Origin of the sequence: Mucilaginibacter gossypii (assembly GCF_900100945.1) — a bacterium.
In the GTDB taxonomy this organism is placed as follows: domain Bacteria; phylum Bacteroidota; class Bacteroidia; order Sphingobacteriales; family Sphingobacteriaceae; genus Mucilaginibacter; species Mucilaginibacter gossypii.
Map to the genome: position 1 here is coordinate 57,182 of NZ_FNCG01000002.1, position 20,618 is coordinate 77,799.

The following is a 20,618-nucleotide window of genomic DNA, read 5'->3' on the forward strand; positions in this document are numbered from 1 at the left end:
CCTTTCACCTTTCACTAATCTCTTCCGTTTTATACAATTTTTAGAAAAAAGCTCAAGCTAATTTTGAGCATAAAATAAAAACAAGAACATGAAAAATAGATTCAATGAATTTTTAGCCTTGCATCATCAAACCGAACCTTTGCAAATTGGCAATGTATGGAATGCACAAAGCGCCCTGGTTTATGATAAATTAAATTTTAAAGCAATCGGCACATCAAGCGCGGCTGTTGCCAGCTCATTAGGCTTTGCAGATGGCGAAGAGATGAGTTTTGAGGATTATCTTTTTGTTGTTAAACGCATGGCTGCAACAACATCAGCCATGCTAACAGTCGACCTTGAAGGTGGTTATGGCGAAACACCGGAGGCTATCTGCAGTAACATCACCAAACTATATAATATCGGTGTTGTGGGTATCAATATAGAGGATTCGATAGTGGTGAATGGCCAGCGAGGTATTGTTGATGCCGTAGGCTTTGCCACAAAACTTAAACAGATAACTTCATTGTTAAGCGCCACAGGGGTAGAGGTATTTATAAATGTAAGGACCGATTCCTTTCTGCTTGGTTTACCAAACGCACTGGAAGACGCTTTGACCCGTACTAAACTTTACCAGGGTGCAGGTGTGCATGGTTTGTTTTTTCCGTGCATTACCCAAATAGCAGATATTGAAAAAATAACGGCCTTATCGCGCCTCCCGGTTAGCGTAATGTGTATGCCCGGCCTTCCGGATTTTAAAGCGTTGCAAAATGCGGGCATTAAAAGGATTAGCGCAGGCCCATTTTTGAATATGAGCATCTACCGGTCACTGGAAAATTTGATTGAAAAAATAACAACCGAAAATAGCTTTGCAGCCCTTTTTAACGGGACTGCCAGTTAACAGGCGAATAAAAGTGCTAAATAATTAAAAACCTAATTGCCTTGTTTTACCTTATTATAAGGTAGTTTAATAATCTGCAAAATAAGTTTAGGTTAAAGTCCCGGCAGCGAACGTTAGGGACTTTTGTTGTTATGGAATTTATCTTCAAAAAGTTTCAGCTAATCCAATCAGTAAACAAATTGCTGGAAGCAAGCCTGCACAATTTGAATAACTTAATTCATTTTATTGCAATAATTATACAAAGTCTATAGTTTTAATAGAATATGTATATATTTGCGGCATCAAATAGGTTCTTTGAATATTTTATTATCAAGAAAGACTGAGGGAAAGGCCCTGTGATGTCTTAGCAACCTGTAAGCCCATTGTTATAAAGGTGCTAATTCCTGTCTGCCCAAATAGGGTGGAAAAGATAATGTAATAAGCTATTGCCTTGCATAGTGCAGGCAGTACATACTTTCTTTTCTCTCGTCTGTTTTCTTGCTAATAAATTTCACTGGTTGATATCACAATTTTAATGTGTATAGCAATGAATATTAAATATTTACTTATTACCAGCCTGCTTTCTATAACAACATTGTTTGCCGCTGCGCAAACAACAAATGTTGCTAATCCTAATATTGATCGTGGTTATATCGTAAAAACAGGCGATATCGCCCCTGCAGATTTTGAACTTGTATTAAACGACGGTACTAAAACGTCATTAAAGCAATTACGTGGTAAAGTAGTTGTCCTGCAGTTTACTGCAAGCTGGTGCAGCGTTTGCCGCGAGGAAATGCCGCATCTGGAAAAGGAGATCTGGCAGGCTTACAAAGATAAAGGCCTGGTTTTGATAGGTGTTGACCGTGACGAACCGCTTGAAAAAGTACAAGGCTTTCACCAGGTTATGAACATTAATTATCCGCTGGCACTTGATCCGGGGGCTGATATCTTCGGGCGGTTTGCCAACAAAAAGAGCGGCGTAACGCGTAATGTAGTTATCGACCGTGATGGGAAAATGGTTTACCTCACCCGTTTATATGATAAACAGGAATTTGCATCCATGGTAAAAGCTGTCGACGCTTTGGTTAACAATAAAACAGCATCTATCAATTAATAAAATACTGAAGGCAGCCCTGTTTGCTGTCATCAATAAACAAAGAATCTATCCGCACTTATTTAATACCCGTTTTTATGAAAACAAAAACTACCCTCTTACACAAAAATGCTTTCGTTTCGATACGTCAGCTAACCTGTAAATCTATCTATTCAGGTATGCAAAATATGCGTTGCTGCTGTTAGTTCTTTACAGTACGCATGGTATTTAAATGCGGACTTGCTGCAGCTTGTCTTAGCTTAATAATTACCATCCCCTAATCAAATCTTTACAGTTACGATAGGCTTATGAGCCGGGCAAATTATGCCCGCTAGGGCGATAGCCATGTCTTTTGTACCGGTAAAAGCATCAAAAATTAATCTCAATTATTAATTATCATGTTAAAAATTTACAAGCTATTACTGGCAATTATATTGCCTTTTATTCTCGTCCAGACGGTTGCGGGGCAATCCGTTAAAATTAGCGGAGTGGTAACCGCCAAGTCGGACGGCCTACCGTTGCCGGGCGTTAGCGTATCTGTTAAAGGTAAAACCACGGGCGCACAAACCAATGTTGATGGTAAGTTTATCATCAACGCCAATGTTAATGATGTGATCAGGGTTAGCTACATTGGCTTTACAACCCAGGAAATCGCCGTTACGCAAGGTACAACTACCTTAAACGTAGTTTTGGTTGAAGCACCAAATTCGCTGAATGAGGTAGTGATAACGGCCCTCAATATCTCAAAGGATAAAAAATCGCTGGGTTACGCGGTACAAGGGCTTAAATCGAAAGATATCTCTGAAGCTAAAGAAACCAACTTTGTAAACGCGCTGGCGGGTAAAATTGCCGGTGTGCAGGTTACCAACAGCCAGGGCGATATGGGTTCATCGCGGATCGTTATCCGTGGCGAAACTTCTATCTCGGGCAATAACCAACCTTTATTTGTGGTTGATGGTGTTATAGTTGATAACAGCCAGTTTTTAGGGAATAACGGCTCAAGGGATTTTGCTAATGCTATTTCGGATTTAAATTCTGAAGACATTGAATCGGTAAGTGTATTGAAAGGCCCGAATGCAGCTGCGCTTTATGGTTCACGTGCAGCCGCGGGCGTTATCCTCATCCGCACTAAAACAGGCAAAGGGGCAAAAGGATTAGGTGTTACTATAAACTCCAATACCAGCTTTTCAAACGTACAGGTATTGCCCGAATATCAAAATCAATATGGTCAAGGCTCAAATGGGAAATTCAGCTATGTAGATGGTAAAGGCGGCGGCGTTAACGATGGTGTTGACGAAAGCTGGGGCCCTGCTTTGGATGGTTCACTGATTCCACAGTTTTATTCAAATGGGCAGGCCGTACCTTTCGTGGCACACCCCGACAACATAAAAGATTTTTTTAAAACCGGTGTAACACTCAATAATGGCATTGCTATTGCGAGCAGTAGCGATAAAAGCGATTTCAGGTTATCCTATAATAACCTGCACCAAACCGGTATTGTACCCAATACCTCACAAGGCCGTAACTCTTTTGCTTTAAACTCAAGCTATCGTGTCAACAATAAATTAACCGTTAATACAATTGTTGATTACAGTAAAGATGATGCTGATAACCTGCCTGGTGCATATGGAAAACGTGCAACCAGCACCATGCTGCAGTTTACCTGGTTTGGCCGCCAGGTTGATATCAACAGGCTTAAAAATTACAAGGATGCCAATGGTAATACCTTTAACTGGAATAATAGTTACTATAGCAACCCATACTGGCTGGCTTATGAAAACACAGTAGGCCAACACAAAAATCACCTGATAGGTAGTATCGAGCTGAATTACAAAATCATTGACGGTCTATCAGCAAACTTCCGTACCGGTACCGATTATTATAATGACCGGCGTAAGATTAAAGTAGCCTACGGCACCAATGGAACACCGTTTGGCTCATACGAAGAGGATGCTTACAGCGTAAACGAAAATAACACCGAAGCCAGGTTGCAATACACTAAAAAGCTGAATAACGATTTTTCGCTTGATGTATTTGGTGGTGGTAACATAGCTGTGAGGACAACCGAAAATAATGATCAGTTGGCTCCGAAACTTGCAGTTGCCGGCTTGTACACGCTGAGCAACTCCCGCGATCCATTGGTCTCTACAAATTACTATGGGAAACTTAAAACCTATAGCTATTTTGGTTCGGCACAGCTTGGTTTCAGAAATTACGCGTTCATCAACTTCACAACCCGTAATGATTGGTCGTCAAGTTTACCGGCAGATGCCTTGTCATATTTCTATCCCTCCGTAAATGGCAGTTTAATATTATCTGAAGCATTAGGCATTAAAAGCGATGTACTTAGTTATGCTAAATTAAGAGGTGGATGGTCAAAAGTAGGTAAGGCGACAGATCCATTTCAATTAATTAACGTTTATACATCTTCAAATCTCTTTGGCTCAAATCCGCAACAGAGTATATCCAATATTGATCTGAACGATCATCTTAAGCCTGAAACCACTACATCGGCAGAGGCCGGTTTTGAATTAGGCTTTTTCCATGATCGCGTACATTTAGATGTAAGTGCTTATAACACCAACAGTATTAACCAGATCCTAACCGTACAGGTAAGTTCATCAACCGGTTTCAGCCAAAAAGTAATAAACGGTGGCCGTCTTAATAACAAAGGTATCGAGGTTCAGTTAGGTGTTACGCCAATTAAATCAAATGGATTTACCTGGGACATAACTACAAATTACTCGTTAAACCGTAGTAAGGTAGCTTCGCTTGATGCCGATGGCCGCTTACAGAGTGTGGTATTAGGCACTGATCGTACAGTGCAGGTTTTAGCATCGCTTGGTCAGCCTTATGGTGCTTTGTATGGTACCGCATACACACGTAATGCTTCAGGTCAGATTATTATCGACGCTAATGGTACACCTGTATTTAATACCACCAAACGTTATTTAGGTAAATTCACTCCAAATTGGTTGGGAAGCATCAATAACAGCTTCTCCTACAAAGGGATTAACCTGAGCTTTTTGGTTGATGCACGTTTTGGCGGATCCATTTATTCAAACACCAACCGTACAGGTACTTATACCGGCGTGTTGGCTTCTACCTTACCGGGCCGTGGCGCTGCTAACGGAGGCTTAAGTTACTATTACCCGGGCAACAATACTTCGGCTGCTGCTGTGCAGGTTACCGGTGCCGCCCCTGCGGGTGTAACCGTTTATAATGATGGTATGATATTTAAAGGCGTTAAGGCCGATGGTTCGCCAAATACCACTATTATCCCTGCGCAATCATATTACAAAGGCTTTACCAATATTGACGAAGCATTTGTTTACGATGCCTCATACATCAAGCTTCGCGAAGTAAAACTGGGATACTCTTTACCTGCTAAATGGGTGAATAAGATTGGTTTCCAGGGAGCTACATTTTCGGTAGTTGGCCGTAACTTGTGGATCATCCATAAAAACGCACCGAATATTGATCCGGAAACAGCCTTTAATGCAGGAAACGGACAGGGCCTCGAAGATCTTACCCTGCCTACCGTGCGTAACATCGGTTTCAACGTAAACCTTAAATTTTAAAACATCATGAAACTTAAATATATCAGCATATTATCTGCCGCGGTTTTATTATCGGTAACATCGTGCAAAAAGGATCTGTTAAAGATCAATCAAAACCCTAACGGCTCACAAACAGCACAGCCCGACTATTTATTAACTGCAGCCACCAAAGCAACGGCAGATACCTATTGGGGTGTAGCCAATAACATGGATGCCAGTCTGCTTTTTGCGCAGTATTGGTCTAAAATTCAATACACCGACCCCGACAGGTATATTTACGCCAGTAGTGCGTTTGAGGAGCTGTGGAGCACGGGCTATTCAAAAAGCATTGTAAACCTTAACCAGATCATCAAACTTGCCGATGCCCAGGGTAATACCAATTATAAAGGCGTTGCACTGGTACTTCGTTCATGGGTATTTAGCTTATTAACAGAGGCTTATGGGGGTATTCCTTACAGGCAGGCCACCAATATTGATCAGTACCTTACCCCGGCTTATGACACCCAAAAGGATGTTTATTTTGCTTTGCTGGATGACCTTAAAGCAGCTCAAACGGCGCTTGATCCATCAGGCAAAGCTATAGCAGGAGATGTGATCTATAGCAACAATATTGCTTCATGGAAAAAGTTTGCCAACTCGTTAAGGCTTCGCATCGCCTTGCGCATTGCAGATAGGGAACCTGCAAAAGCTAAGCAAGTATTAGATGATATTAAGACCGAAGGCGGTTCATACATCAGTTCGAATGTCGAAACCGCGCAGTTGGTTTATTTAGATTCGCCTAACCAAAATCCGGTAAGCAACCTGTTTGATACCCGTGACGATTACCGTATCAGCAAAACTATAGTGGATAAGCTGTTTGCACTTAATGATCCCCGCTTATCAATATATGCCGCTAAAACACAAGATGTAACGCCTCAAACCTATGTTGGCTTGCCAAACGGTTTGTTGGTGGGCGATGCCAGCAATTACGGCTTCACCAAAACTTCTAAACCAGGCACTTATTTTCGTGCACCACATGCCCCTGCTGTAATATTAAGCTATGCAGAGAGCTTGTTTGACAGGGCAGAGGCTGCCGCTCGCAGTTTTGCTACCGAAGATGCCGCTTCATTATACAGTCAGGCGGTTGCTGCTGCGTTGGCTCAGTACAGTATTGCTTCGGCTGATATCGCTACTTATATAGCGCAGCCGGCAGTGCAATATGATGCCTCTAATTATAAAAAATCAATTGGCGAGCAAAAGTGGTTAGCGCTGTTTGGCCAGGGATTAGAAGGCTGGACCGAATGGCGCAGGCTTGATTATCCGCAATTACAGCCGGCAGTTGCAGGTACACTTAATGGTAAAATACCGGTAAGGTTTATATATCCGGGAACAGAGCAATCGCTGAACAAAACTAATTACCAGTCGGCAGTAGCAGCACAGGGAGCCGATGCGCTTACTACCAAGCTTTGGTTTGATGTAAACTAAACAAGTGTCACTTCGTAAAATAAAACGGGTTTCTCCAAAAGGAAATCCGTTTTTTTTTGAAAATAAAGCTGAAATTTGCGGTATGGCTTTGGCCCTGTTTTTAGGATTAACAAAAAATAACAAGAAATTCCGGAGATCTGCGTGTCTCATCAGGAAGATTACAACAAATTATAGCGAGTGAAGATAGAAGAAACCGTGATTTTGGTTGATCGCGATGATCAGGAAATTGGCACTATGGAAAAAATGGAGGCGCATCTTCAGGGGAAGCTACACCGTGCGTTTTCAGTTTTTATTTTTAATAAAAAAGGAGAGCTCCTGTTACAGCGACGCGCCGAAGGCAAATATCACTCGGGTGGTAAATGGACAAACACCTGCTGCAGCCATCCAAGGCCCGGCGAACCCACATTTACAGCAGCCCATCGCAGGTTACAGGAGGAGATGGGAATGGCCGCCGAACTTAACTTTGTATTTTCTTTTGTTTACTGTGCAGCTATCCAGGACGATCTGGTTGAAAATGAATACGATCATGTGTTTTTTGGCATCACCGATGCTTTGCCGATCCCTGACCATGGCGAGGTCTCCTCATTTAAATACATAACCATGGCCCGGCTGGCAATCGACCTGAAAGAAAACCCGGGCGATTATACCAGGTGGCTCGCCATATGTTTCGACGAGGTAATGGATCATTATCAGCAATTACAGATCGCCGATATGCAGTAATCGTTGCTGTAAATAATGCTGTCCTTACAATTTTTCTATATGATAGGGGTGAGCCATTACTTCTTATTGTAACGGGTATTTTACATTTTGCAATATTATTGTTTACTTTACAATTAATTAGGTAGCTTTAATCTTCCAATTATTTGTGTAATTCACAGCCTGCAACGTGTTAATGAAAAAGAGATCCTTCTGCTGCATTGTTCTTTGTTTGATCATTTCCTCGGCCTATGCCCAGTCGCCCATCAAAAATAAGATCCTCAATTATTCTTTAAAAAATGGTCTTTCTTTTGGTATTGTAAATAGCATTACACAGGATGATAAGGGTTTTATGTGGTTTGCCACCAATGATGGCCTCAATCGTTTTGACGGTACAACTTTTAAGATTTTTAAGTCGCGCCTGGGCGATTCAACTGCGCTGGCCAGTAACTATGTACAAAAGGTTTTGTGCGATGTTCATGGCAGCATCTGGGTATCGTCAAGAAACGGCCTCAGCAAATTTGATAGCCGTACAGAAAAGTTTATCCATTATAAATTCACCTCTAACAGGGCCGTCAAAAACGATATCAGTAATATCATTCAAAGCCATGATGGTAATTTATGGATCACATCTTATGGGCAGGGCTTTTCTTATTTCAATACCAAATCGGCAAAGGTTGTTAATTACACCCAAGCCAATTTATCCCGGTTGTCAAGTAACAGGGTGCTCTGTTTGTACGAAGATTCAAGGGGCCTGGTATGGGTGGGTACACAGGAAGGCAGCATCAATGTTTTTAGTCATAAGGATGGTGTAATAGCCAACCTTGCGGGCATAGGCCCTCCAATAGCCAACCTGCCGGGTACCCGGATCAATGACATTTTTGAAGATCATTTTCACAACATGTGGATAGCAACCGGAGGCGGGCTCGGCTACTACAACAGGCAATCAAATAAATTTACCTTACTGCAAACCAGTCAGCAGGGTATTAAAAGTAAACGATACATATCAGTTATTGAGGATAGTGATAAGCAATTGCTTGTAGGCCTGCAGGATGGCGGTTTGTTTAAAGTTAACATTGGCACAAGTCCCAACTACAACATTAATAACTTTTTTCTTCAGCCGGTAACCGGCGATGACGGATATTACCTTACACAGCGCTCTGTTCAAACGCTTTATATAGATAAGGATAAAAATGTTTGGGTAGGTACCTATGGCGATGGCATTTATATGGTAAGCAGCATCAAGGAGAAATTTTCAAAGATTGCTAAAAAGCGTTATGGGGCCAGTGGCGAAAGCTTGGTAAGGTTTTATGGCCTATGCCAGGATAGCGACGGCTTTTTATGGCTGGGCACTGATGGCGAGGGGATTTACAAAACCAGCCACAACGGCACCCTGATAAAACAATACAAAGCAGATGGGCAACCCGGCAGTATTACCGATAATGCCATTTTATTCGGCTATACCGATCAAGATGGTAATTTATGGTTTGGTACTTATGCAAAGGGGCTTTTGCAGTATAACAAGAAAACGGATTCGTTTGTCAACTACGTACACAGCCAGGCAAATAACAAAAGCCTGGGGGGTAACGACGTACGGGTTATCTACCAGGACAAGTATAAAAATTTATGGATTGGCACCAATGGCGGTGGCTTGTGCCTGTTTAATGCCGTTACAAAAACTTTCACCAACTATACACCTGCCAATAGCGGCCTTACTTCATACGATGTAAGATCAATTGCCGAAGACGATAAAGGTAATTTATGGGTTGGTACTTATGGCGGGGGACTTGATTTTTATAACGCCGGGCAAAAGAAATTCAGCAGGTATTTTAAACCCGCCGATGAAAAAAGCAATTTACCAGGTCAGGTGATATTTTCACTCCATCCCGACAAACAACACAGGTTATGGATAGGAACTGAAGGCGATGGACTAATTTCATACGATCTTCAAAACCGGGTTTTTAAAAAGTTTAATGAAACTAATGGTCTCGCTAACAATACAGTATCGGCCATTAAGGAATCATCTGATGGTTCATTATGGCTAAGTACCAATAAAGGCTTATCAAATCTTGATGTACGGAATAACAAGATCTTAAATTATGATCAGTCGGACGGGTTACAGGCCGGGCAGTTTAACGCGGGGTCTGTTTTGTTTGATTCTGCTAATGGATTGATGTATTTTGGGGGAACAGAAGGGCTTAACTTTTTTGACCCGGGAAAAGTAAATCAAAGCGACTATAAACCAAAAGTTATTATAACCGGATTACAAATTTTTGGTAAGCAGGTTGAAGTTGGCGGGCTTGACAAGGACCGTACAGTATTGCCCGAAGCCATTAACCAGGCAAGGCAGATCACATTACAGCCCGATCAGTCGGTATTTTCTATCCAGTATGCCTCATTAAATTATACCTATCCGGATAAAGGCGGGTTTGCTTATAAACTGGATGGCCTTGATAAAACCTGGAACTATGTTGGCGATCAGCGGCTTGCAACTTACCGCTACCTTGAACCCGGAGAATATACGTTCAGGGTAAAAGCATCCAACCAGGATGGCTTGTGGTTTGATAATTATGCCACCTTACAGGTTAAGATCCTGCCGCCCTGGTATAAAACATGGTGGGCTTATTTAATTTATATAGCAGCAGCAGGGGTTGTAACTTATTACTATATACTTTACAGAAACCGCCAAACCAGGCTTAAATACGAGGTTAAAGTAGCCCAGCTTTCGGCCGAAAAAGATAAGGAGCTTAACGAGCGTAAACTTTCTTTTTTTACCAATATCTCGCATGAATTCCGTACCCCGTTAACACTCATCATCAACCCGGTAAAGGATATGTTGTTCGGGAAGGGCGAGGTTACTGATGACGCTGGCAATTTGCATATCATTTATCGCAACGCACGGCGTCTTTTGAGTTTGGTTGATCAGCTTTTACTGTTCAGGAAAGCCGAAAGCGACACCGATAAGCTTAAAATAGTAAGGCTCAATATCGTATCCCTTTGTCATGAGGTGTTTTTATGTTTTAGTCACCAGGCACGTACCAAGCATATTCAGTTTGATTTTGTAAGTCAAAGGGATGCGATGGAGATTTATGCCGACAGGGAAAAAATGGAAATAGCTCTGTTTAACCTCATCTCGAATGCGTTGAAGTTTACACCGGAGTATGGCATAGTAACTTGTACAATAGCCGATTTTAACGATAAAATTACCATTGAGATCAAGGATAGCGGCTGTGGAATAGCCGAGGGGACCGGCGATCAGTTATTCGGCAAGTTTTACCAGTTGCAAAATTCGGCGCCAATGGCAGGCGGTTTTGGTATCGGGCTATATTTGGTTAAAGCATTTATTGAAAATCATAAAGGCAGCATCGGTTATAGCAGCCAGCAGGGGCAGGGTACGGCGTTTCATGTATCGCTGTTAAAAGGCCGGGAGCATTTTGGGCAGCAATTTGTGTTTGAAGACATTGCCGAAACTTCGGTGTTCCTGGATGAGCTGATGGAGAATAAAGGTGAATTAGTCGCCGTTGAAGCTGAAAACGCCGTCGCTGCCAAAAGTTCTGAGGCTTTAAGCTCCGACACCAAAACCATGCTGCTGATTGATGATAACCAGCAGATCCGTACTTACCTTAAACAAATTTTTAGCGGTGAGTTTGAGATTTTTGAGGCTGATAATGGTACAGATGGGCTTGACCTCGTTTATCACCTGGTACCCGATATTGTGATAAGCGACGTAATGATGCAGGGGTTAAGCGGTATTGAGGTATGTAGCCGTATTAAGGAAGATCCTGTGCTGAACCATATCCCTGTGATATTGCTTACCGCCAGTTCCTCGCCCGAAATAAAGCTCAAAGGTATTGAAGGAGGGGCGGATGATTATATTAGCAAGCCTTTTGAAAAAGAGATCCTGGTGGCCCGTGTTAACGGGATCCTGAAAAGCAGAAACAACCTGCAGAAGTATTTCTATAATGAAATAACCCTTAACAAATCAAACGATCTGAAGATCTCGCAGGAGTACAAGGAGTTTTTGGAAAAATGCCTCCAGATAGTTGAACAGCACTTAACCGACCCGGATTTCAGCATTAAAACACTGGCTGCCGAAATAGGCATGAGTCACTCTAATTTGTACAAGCGGATCAAATCTATTTCCGGGCAATCGGCAAACAGTTTTATCCGTTTTATCCGCTTGCGTAAGGCTGCCGAAATATTGCTTACAACCGATAGCACCGTGTACGAAACAGCTTATAAGGTGGGCTTGAATGATTTGAAATACTTCAGGGAACAGTTTAATAAGTTGTTCGGGATAAACCCTTCTGATTATATCAAGAAATATCGTAAGCCATTTCACAACAATTACAACGTGAACCGGGATGTGATTAAAGAGAATTAATCTTGTTTATCGGTTGGTTGATTCACCTGGTTCATGCTTCGTCGGACCAACTTCCCTTCGCCTTCATTTTCACAGCAAATAGCTAAGAGTGGTTTTTGTGGCCCTTCTTTACAAAGTAACGAGGTGACGACAAGCGCAGCAATGTTTGGGAGCTAAATACTACAACTTATTTTTGTCCCCCTGCCAGTATTGATTTACCCCCTCTTTAAAAAGTGCCCCAAACGCTGTTTTTAAGCGCTTTTTTATGAAATACCCCCTGTCTTATTCAGAATTTACCCCTCACTCATTTTTGCTTTAAAACGCAATTTAGCCCTACCAATAACCAAGGTTTAAACCAAACTTTTGTACTGTGTATAAATAATAAGGTCAAAATGGGGCGGTAATTTATCTATGCCGAATCCACTTCCTTGTTTTTATGCGCCTCGCTTTGCAAGGTTTAAGCCGATTAAAAAACCAATTTTTTAAAACCATATGAAACCAAATTTACTCGAAAAGGATTCTCCCCATCGGAAAAGATCACCCCGCTTTTTCGTAGTTGCGGCCAGCATGGCCGTTGCTTGTTTCGCTACAGTCCAAATGCCGGTAATGGCTTTTGCGGGTACCATTAATGAGCAGCGCTTACCTGATGCCAGAATTAGCGGTAAAGTAACCGACGAAAAAGGTGAAACATTACCAGGTGTAAGTGTATCCTTAAAAGGGACTTCAACCGGCGTGGTGACCGATATTAAAGGTAACTTTAGCCTTAATGTTCCAAACGCTTCATCGGGCACACTGGTGTTTAGCTACATTGGCTACACATCTCAGGAGGTTGTTCTTAACGGACAAACTACAATCAATGTACAATTAACAGCCGACTCAAAATCATTGAATGAGGTGGTAGTTGTAGGTTACGGTACTCAGAAAAAGGCAACCTTAACAGGCTCCATTTCGCAGGTAAAAGGTTCCGAGCTGGTAAAAAGTCCGCAGCCCAACCTTTCAAATGGTATTGCCGGTCGTTTTTCAGGTGTAATTGTTAACAATCGCAGTGGTGAGCCAGGATATGACGGTTCAGGTATTACCGTGCGTGGTTTGGCCACTACAGGCAATAACGATGTGCTCGTCGTTGTTGACGGGGTGCCGGCCCAGATAGGTGGTTTAGAGCGTCTCGATCCTAACGATATCGAAAACATGTCGGTATTAAAGGATGCGTCTGCTGCTATTTACGGTAACAGGGCCGCAAACGGTGTTATCCTCATTACTACAAAACGTGGCAAATCAGGCAAGCCAACCATCAATTACAGCTTTAATCAGGGCTTTAGTTCGCCAACCCGTTTACCAAAAATGGCTGATGCGGCAACTTATGCCCAAATCATGAACGAGATCAACTATGACTCGAACCCGGCGGGCGGCTTAAATCAATCTTACACAGCCGATCAGATTCAGAAATTTAAAGACGGATCGGATCCGTTAAATTATCCAAACACTGATTGGGAAAAGCAAACGCTTAAAGGTTCAGCATTGCAAAACCAACATAGCCTTTCGGTTTCTGGCGGCGGCGAGGATATAAAATACTTCGTTTCATTGGGTACGCTTTATCAGGATGGTATTTATAAAAACGGAGCAACTAAGTATCACCAATATAATTTCCGCTCAAATATTGATGCTAACGTTACCAAACGCTTAAAAGTAGGTTTATCGTTATCTGGCCGTGAGGAAGACAGGCAGTTCCCTGTAACAGGTGCCGGCGATCTTTTCCGTTCTGTTTACAGAGCCAAACCTATTGTTGCAGCTTATTACCCAAATGGTTTGCCAACTACAGGTATTGAGAATAATAACCCAGCTGTACAGGCAACCGATATTGGCGGTATCAATAATAACCCCAAACAGGTTTTCAATGGTATTTTAAAAGGTAGCTATGCTATCCCTGGCATTGAAGGTTTATCGGTTGACGGTTTTTTCTCGGTTGATAAATCATACAATTTTGATAAAAATTTCAGCAAACCGTACGTTTTATACAGCTATGTTGCGAGCACACAGGTTTATAACAAAGTTACTGTCGGCGGTAATAATAACGCTGCTACTTTATTCGAGTCGCAGGAAAATCAGAGTTTGCTAACTTCCAACATCAAATTGAACTATGCGCACAAATTTGGTTTGCATGATATAAGCGCGTTTGTAGGTTATGAGCAAAGTAAAAACCATAAAGAATATTTTGATGCAACGCGTTACAATTACTTATCTTCACAACTACCAGACCTGTCGCAAGGCGGAAGCGCTGCCACCGATTATCTTAACTCTGGTTTAAGTTCAAATTACAACCGCGCCAGCTACATCAGTCGCTTAACTTACGCCTACGATGAAAAGTATCTGTTTGAAGGGCAGTTACGTGCCGATGGAACTTCTGTGTTCCCGGGGGCTACCCGTTGGGGTTATTTCCCTTCGGCTTCAGTTGGTTGGAGAATCACGAAAGAAGACTGGTTTAAAAACAGCGTGAGCTTTTTTGATGATCTGAAACTAAGGGTTTCTTATGGCTCGTTAGGTAATGATAACATAACACCCTTCCAATATTTTAATAACTACACTTTAGTAAATAATGGCTTTGTGGCCAGTACGCCGGGCAGCGGTTCAAACATTATCCAGCCAAATGTTACCCTTACAAAACTTGCAAATCCTAACATCACCTGGGAAACCGCTAAAAAACTTGACATTGGCATTAATGCCACTTTCCTGCATAACTTTACAGTAGAGGCTATTTATTTCCAGCAAAGGAGAAATAATATCCTTGCTGCAAGGAATGCTTCTGTGCCAGCCTCATCAGGTATCGTAAACCCATTTAATGATGGTTCGGCAAATTATACCCCGTTAGTGCCTTTAGAAAACATTGGCAAAGTTAACAGCGATGGTTTTGAAGCAACATTAGGTTACAATAGCACAGGGCATGCCTTTACATGGGGAGTAAGCGGAAACTTCACTTATGCAAAAAGCAAAATTGTTTTTATTGATGAAGCAAGCACAGTGGCGACTTTGCCCTATCAGCGACAAACAGGACGCCCATTAGGCACATCGTTACTTTACGATGCCATAGGTATATTCCGTACCCAAGCCGAGCTCGACGCTTATCCACATGTTCCGGGTGCTAAAGTTGGCGACTTGAAATACCTTGATTATAACAACGATGGCAAAATTACAGCCGACGACCAAACCCGTACAAAATACGGTAACATCCCTCAAATCACTTACGGATTTAGTTTAAACGCAGCATATAAAGGGTTTGACCTGTCAGTTCTGTTTGCAGGCCAGGCCCAGGTTAGTCAATATGTGTTGCCTGAAGCAGGTAGCGTAGGTAATTTTTACAGTAGCTGGGCCGATAACCGCTTTAGTCCGTCAAATACCAATGGAACTTATCCAAGGGTTTCAGACCGTTCATCAAATGCCATTAGCGGTGGATTATATCCCAATAATTTCTGGCTTAATGACGCATCATTCCTGAGGTTAAAAAACGTACAGTTAGGCTACAATTTCAACGCACCGTTCCTGTCGAAACTTAAAATCGGTGGCTTAAGAGTGTATGCAAGTGCATTCAACTTGTTTACCATTACCAAAGTTAAGGATTACGACCCAGAGGGAACCAGTGGCAGCGGACAGTTTTATCCGCAGCAACGAATTATAAACTTAGGTGCTAACGTGAAATTTTAAATCAAACGATAATGAAACTACAATATAAAGCCCCACTATTTTTGATGATGGGCGGTATGCTGAGTATTACAGCATGTAAAAAGAATTTACTGGATGTAACACCAACCGATAGGATTGCTTCATCGGCGATTGCTTCAGACACAGCTGTATTTGAAGCGTTTGTAACGAATCGTTACATAGGTGCCAGGTTACAGGATAAAGAGGGTGATGGCTCAAACCCTGGTTTTGGCCGTGGTTTTGAATATAGCATGTGGAGCTCACTCACTGACGAGTCTATTTATAATAATGATGATGCTACCTGGCTGATTCAAAGGGGCCAGCTTGCTCCCGAAAATTTAGGTGGTGCAGGTGTGCTTTGGGCACGTAGCTATCGCAGTATCCGTGAATGTAATTCAGCACTTGCTCTTTTACCGACAGTTGCTTTAAGTGCCGCCCATAAAACCCGCATAGAGGGCGAACTTAAATTTATCAGGGCTTTCCGTTATCAGGACTTGATCCGCAATTATGGCGGAGTTGTGTTGATGGGGGATAAAGTAACTAACCTTAATGATAACCTGCAGGACCCGTCACTATCTAAACGTGCTTCTATCAAAGAGTGTATTGATTACGTGAGTGCCCAGCTTGACGACGCCGCATCAAAATTGCCGCTAAACAATGATGGTAGCTGGCTTTTGGGCCGTGCTACTAAAGGCGCGGCGTTGGCTTTAAAATCAAGGCTGAAATTATATGCTGCAAGCCCCTTATATAATGCAGGTACCTGGGCCGATGCTGTTACCGCTGCGCAAGCTGTTATCAGTTTGAATAAATATGGTATCTACACCGGTGGCTATAATAACCTGTTTTTAGTTAACGAAACCAACGAAACCATTTTTGAACGTTTATACACTAAAAACGCTAACCATACGCACCTTGAGATAGCCAACGGCCCCAACGGTTATGGCGGCTGGGCTGGTAACACGCCGCTTCAAAACCTGGTTGATGATTATGAAATGGATAATGGTAAAGCCATTACAGATCCGACATCTGGTTATGACCCAACACATCCGTATGACCACCGTGACCCGAGGTTTGCTGCTACTGTTTTATACAATGGCGCTCTTTACCGTGGTCAAACGGTTGACTCTTATATTCCAGGTGGTAAGGATAGTAAAGATGGACCTGATAACTGGAATACCACTAAAACAGGTTACTATCTTAAAAAATACATGAACGATGCTTACCCTCTGCAAAACCCGTGGGGTAACGCAGGCTTCCAGCCATGGATCTATTTCCGCTATGCCGAAATCCTGTTGAATTTTGCTGAGGCAGCTAATGAGGCTTATGGCCCTGATGTTGTACCTTCAGGTTCAACCTTATCCGCACGTACCGCTATTAACCTGATCCGTTCACGTCCAAGTGTTAATATGCCTCCTTTGGCTGCAGGTATGTCGCAATCACAGATGCGTGATGCCGTACGCTACGAACGCCGCGTTGAGCTGGCATTTGAAGAGCACCGCTTTTATGATGTACGCCGCTGGAAAATTGCCGAGGTTACGGAAAATAAGCCAGCTGGTGGTGTAATCATTACCAAAGATTCCAATGGCAAGTTTGTTTATACGCCAAAAATTGCTTTGGATGGTAGAAAGTTTGAAACCAAACATTACTGGTTGCCAATACCAAGAACTGAAATCCAGGCATCAGGTGGTCAGTTACAACAAAACCCTGGTTACTAATAACCAATATTCCGGGGGAAGAGTTTCTTTCTTCCCCCCTTTTTTCCTTCCAATTATAACCTATAGCAAATTATGAAAAACTTAAGTATTGCATTAATAGCGATGTGTTGTTTGGTGGCCGGGTGTAAAAAGGATATCGTATCAGTAAAAAAATCGTCAACTCCGGATGAAGTAAAAACAGGAGATAAAACAGTAACTACAGATTCAACACCGGCAAGCGCGCTGAAAGGCGTGAACTGGGCGGCTGATGGTGATAATTTTAGCGACGGGATACTGGTATTAAGCGGTTTAACATCTGCTGATAGTTATGCCACGGTATCGGCTAAAGCAGATGCTGTTTTAACAGGCATACAGGCTAATACAGGGGCAAATACGGTAAGGCTGCCTGTAAACTATTCAACCGTATCGCAAACCTGGTGGAATTCATACACCGGCGTTATCGATAAAGCATTGAGCAAGGGAATGAATGTGATACTGGGCTACTGGGAAGCCAAATCATCCGAAGATGGTAAGATAGATAATACCACCGAATTTTGGTCGATGTGGCAAACCATTGTTACCAAATATGGCAGCAATGCCCACGTGTACTTTGAAATATTTAACGAGCCACATGGCTATACTTTAACCGACTGGACAACCATCTGTGCCCAGTGGTTAAGTAACTATCCTTCTGTTCCGCAGGGAAGGATTTTGATCAGCGGTACGTCCTATTCGCAGGATATTACCGGGGTAGGGGCCGATAGCCGTTTTTCGGGCTGTTTATTGTCGATACATGATTATACCTTTTTCAGTAATGGTACACTTACTACTGCTTTGCAATGGGAAAACCGCCTGAAAGGTAATATTGGCGCTTATAGCAGCCGCGCGGTGCTTACCGAGTTTGGTATCCCGATGACGGGTGGTAAAAATTATACCGGCGCCATAGGCGGTGATCAGGAAATTGCGTACCTGCAGGGATTAACCAACCAAGCACGTGCCTACGGCATGGGCGCGGTTTACTGGCCGGGCGTACGTACCGGCGATAGCTATGCCATTCAACAATTAAACGGGACAGGTACCAGTCTTACCGTATCAACAACAAATGCATCGGGCTTAAGCCGCATTAAGTATGCCTGGGGCGTAGGGGCCGGCGGTACCGACACTTTTTACACAGGCGCTTACTACAGGTTTTTAAATGTTAACAGCGGCCAGGCGCTTGATGTTAATGGTGGCTCAACTGCCAATGGAGCAGGTATCATACAATGGCCTCAAAACGGGGGCAATAACCAGCAATGGGTTATTGCTGCCAACGGTGGTGGCTATTACAAAATAACTAACCGCAACAGCACGCAGTCGCTTGATGTCAATATGAGTTCAACTGCCAACGGTGCGGCCATTATACAATGGCCCTGGAACGGCGGCAACAACCAGCAATGGCAGCTTACTGCTACCAGCGATGGTGTTTATAAAGTACTTAACCGTAACAGCGGGCTTGCGCTTGATGTTAACGGCGCATCAACCACAAATGGTGCAGGCATCATTCAGTGGCCTTATGGCGGCGCTACTAACCAGCAATGGCAAATAGTGCAACAATAATATTGCAATAAAACAGCGCTAAACAGTGCTGTTTTATTTGTTGATTTAAACACTATGATAATAAAAACTACTATAAAAAAAATACTGCTGGCTGCGGCCGTTTTGGGGATTAATATTCCTTTTGTAAGCGGCCAGGGCAAAGAAGTAACTATTGATATCAATTTTTCAAAAACGCACCAAATCATTAGCAATTTTGGTGCTTCGGATGCGTGGGCCTGCCAGTTTGTGGGTAACTGGCCTGATGATAAGCGCAATAAAATTGCCGACCTGCTTTTTAGCCGGGACACCTATGCCGATGGATCGCCTAAGGGTATAGGCTTATCATTATGGAGGTTTAACATTGGTGCTGGCAGTACTCAGCAGGGAAACGAAAGTGGCATTAAGGACGAGTGGCGCCGTGCTGAATCGTTTTTAAACGGCGATGGCAGCTATAACTGGCGAAACCAGGCCGGGCAGTTGTGGTTTCTTGAGGCTGCCAAAAAGCGCGGGGTTAAGCAATTTTTAGGTTTTAACAACAGTCCGCCAGTGCAGTTTACTGTTAATGGAAAGGCTTACGCTACCGGTGGCAAAGTTAATATAGCACCCGATAAGTATGATGCTTATGCCGTGTTCCTGGCTAAAGTTGTAAAGGGAGTTGAGCAGGTAAGCAAAGTAAAATTTGATTACATAAGCCCGGTAAACGAACCTCAGTGGGATTGGAGCGATGGCGGTCAGGAAGGTGCCCCCTATAATAATGCCGAGGTAGCAGGATTGATACGGGCCATCAATAAAGAATTTATCAATAATAAGATTAGCTCAAAGATTTTGGTTGGTGAGGCCGGGAGCATCAACTATTTATTTACTAAAGGTGATAAGCCAGGTAAAGGCAGCCTGATAACCGATTTTTTTAAGCCGGGATCGGCCAATTACATAGGCGACCTGCCTTCGGTAGCCAAAACTATCGCGGCGCACAGCTATTTCACTACGTCGCCAATGGCATCGTCAGTAAAAGCTCGCAGGGCATTGGCCGATAGTATTGCGACTATTAATGGTCTTGATTTCTGGCAATCGGAGTATTGCATCTTAGGCGATAATGCGGGTGAGATAGACGGTAACAAGCGTGATCTGGGTATTGATGCCGCGCTATATTTAGCATCGGTGATCCACACTGATCTTACAGCCGCCAACGCGTCGGCCTGGCAATGGTGGACAGCCATTTCGGCCTATGATTATAAGGATGGCCTCATCTACATCGACAAAAATAAAACCGACGGCAATTTTTACGGCAGTAAAATGCTTTGGGCCATGGGTAACTACAGCAGGTTTGTTAAACCCGGAGCTGTGAGGGTTGATGCTGAAGTTTCATCAGTAGCTGAGGGAAAGCCCTTGCTGGTATCGGCATTTAAAAATGGAAAAAACTTAACCGTGGTTATAATTAACCAGGGTGCCAATGAGGTAAGAGCGGCATTTCACATAGATAATGCTAAAGTTCAGTTTACATCATCCTATTTAACATCGCAGGTTGATGAACTTAAAGCCGGTAAAGCAACCGGCGATGAGAATGTTGTTCCGGCACGTTCCATTGTCACGTTTACAGGTGTCATTAAATAGCATTTTATCTCTC

At 42.9% G+C, this 20,618-nt stretch carries 10 protein-coding genes and 1 riboswitch; all 10 genes read left to right on the forward strand.

What is annotated here, in order from left to right; genetic code table 11:
• Window positions 1-88 precede the first annotated feature (88 nt).
• The 10 genes from BLS28_RS03765 to BLS28_RS03810 all read left to right on the forward strand — a co-directional run bounded on the left by BLS28_RS03765 (window position 89) and on the right by BLS28_RS03810 (window position 20,605).
• A complete protein-coding gene (locus BLS28_RS03765; RefSeq protein ID WP_091162978.1) occupies window positions 89-877 on the forward strand; it encodes an isocitrate lyase/PEP mutase family protein in 789 nt (262 codons plus the stop codon).
• Between the two features lie 303 nt (window positions 878-1,180).
• A riboswitch (SAM riboswitch) is annotated at window positions 1,181-1,293 on the forward strand.
• A 110-nt stretch (window positions 1,294-1,403) separates the two neighbouring features.
• Window positions 1,404-1,970: a TlpA family protein disulfide reductase gene (locus BLS28_RS03770; protein ID WP_091162979.1), complete on the forward strand. Its 567-nt coding sequence runs from the start codon at window positions 1,404-1,406 to the stop codon at window positions 1,968-1,970.
• Between the two features lie 377 nt (window positions 1,971-2,347).
• Window positions 2,348-5,530, forward strand: a complete 3,183-nt coding sequence (locus tag BLS28_RS03775; protein WP_091162980.1) for a SusC/RagA family TonB-linked outer membrane protein — start codon at window positions 2,348-2,350, stop codon at window positions 5,528-5,530.
• Between the two features lie 6 nt (window positions 5,531-5,536).
• Window positions 5,537-6,973, forward strand: coding sequence for a SusD/RagB family nutrient-binding outer membrane lipoprotein (locus BLS28_RS03780; RefSeq protein ID WP_091162981.1), 1,437 nt, complete (start codon window positions 5,537-5,539; stop codon window positions 6,971-6,973).
• A 177-nt stretch (window positions 6,974-7,150) separates the two neighbouring features.
• Window positions 7,151-7,693 carry an isopentenyl-diphosphate Delta-isomerase gene (gene idi, locus BLS28_RS03785; protein ID WP_256337339.1) on the forward strand — a complete coding sequence of 181 codons (543 nt, stop codon included), beginning with the start codon at window positions 7,151-7,153 and terminating at the stop codon, window positions 7,691-7,693.
• A 172-nt stretch (window positions 7,694-7,865) separates the two neighbouring features.
• Window positions 7,866-12,053, forward strand: a complete 4,188-nt coding sequence (locus BLS28_RS03790) for a hybrid sensor histidine kinase/response regulator transcription factor (RefSeq protein WP_091162982.1) — start codon at window positions 7,866-7,868, stop codon at window positions 12,051-12,053.
• A gap of 471 nt (window positions 12,054-12,524) precedes the next feature.
• Window positions 12,525-15,728, forward strand: coding sequence for a SusC/RagA family TonB-linked outer membrane protein (locus BLS28_RS03795; RefSeq protein ID WP_218134347.1), 3,204 nt, complete (start codon window positions 12,525-12,527; stop codon window positions 15,726-15,728).
• 11 nt (window positions 15,729-15,739) lie between these two features.
• Window positions 15,740-17,440, forward strand: a complete 1,701-nt coding sequence (locus BLS28_RS03800) for a RagB/SusD family nutrient uptake outer membrane protein (RefSeq protein ID WP_091162983.1) — start codon at window positions 15,740-15,742, stop codon at window positions 17,438-17,440.
• 72 nt (window positions 17,441-17,512) lie between these two features.
• A complete protein-coding gene (locus BLS28_RS03805) occupies window positions 17,513-19,015 on the forward strand; it encodes an RICIN domain-containing protein (RefSeq protein WP_091162984.1) in 1,503 nt (500 codons plus the stop codon).
• Between the two features lie 54 nt (window positions 19,016-19,069).
• The gene (locus BLS28_RS03810; protein WP_091162985.1) at window positions 19,070-20,605 is read left to right on the forward strand and encodes a glycoside hydrolase; all 1,536 of its coding nucleotides are present in this window, start codon (window positions 19,070-19,072) and stop codon (window positions 20,603-20,605) included.
• Window positions 20,606-20,618: the final 13 nt, after the last annotated feature.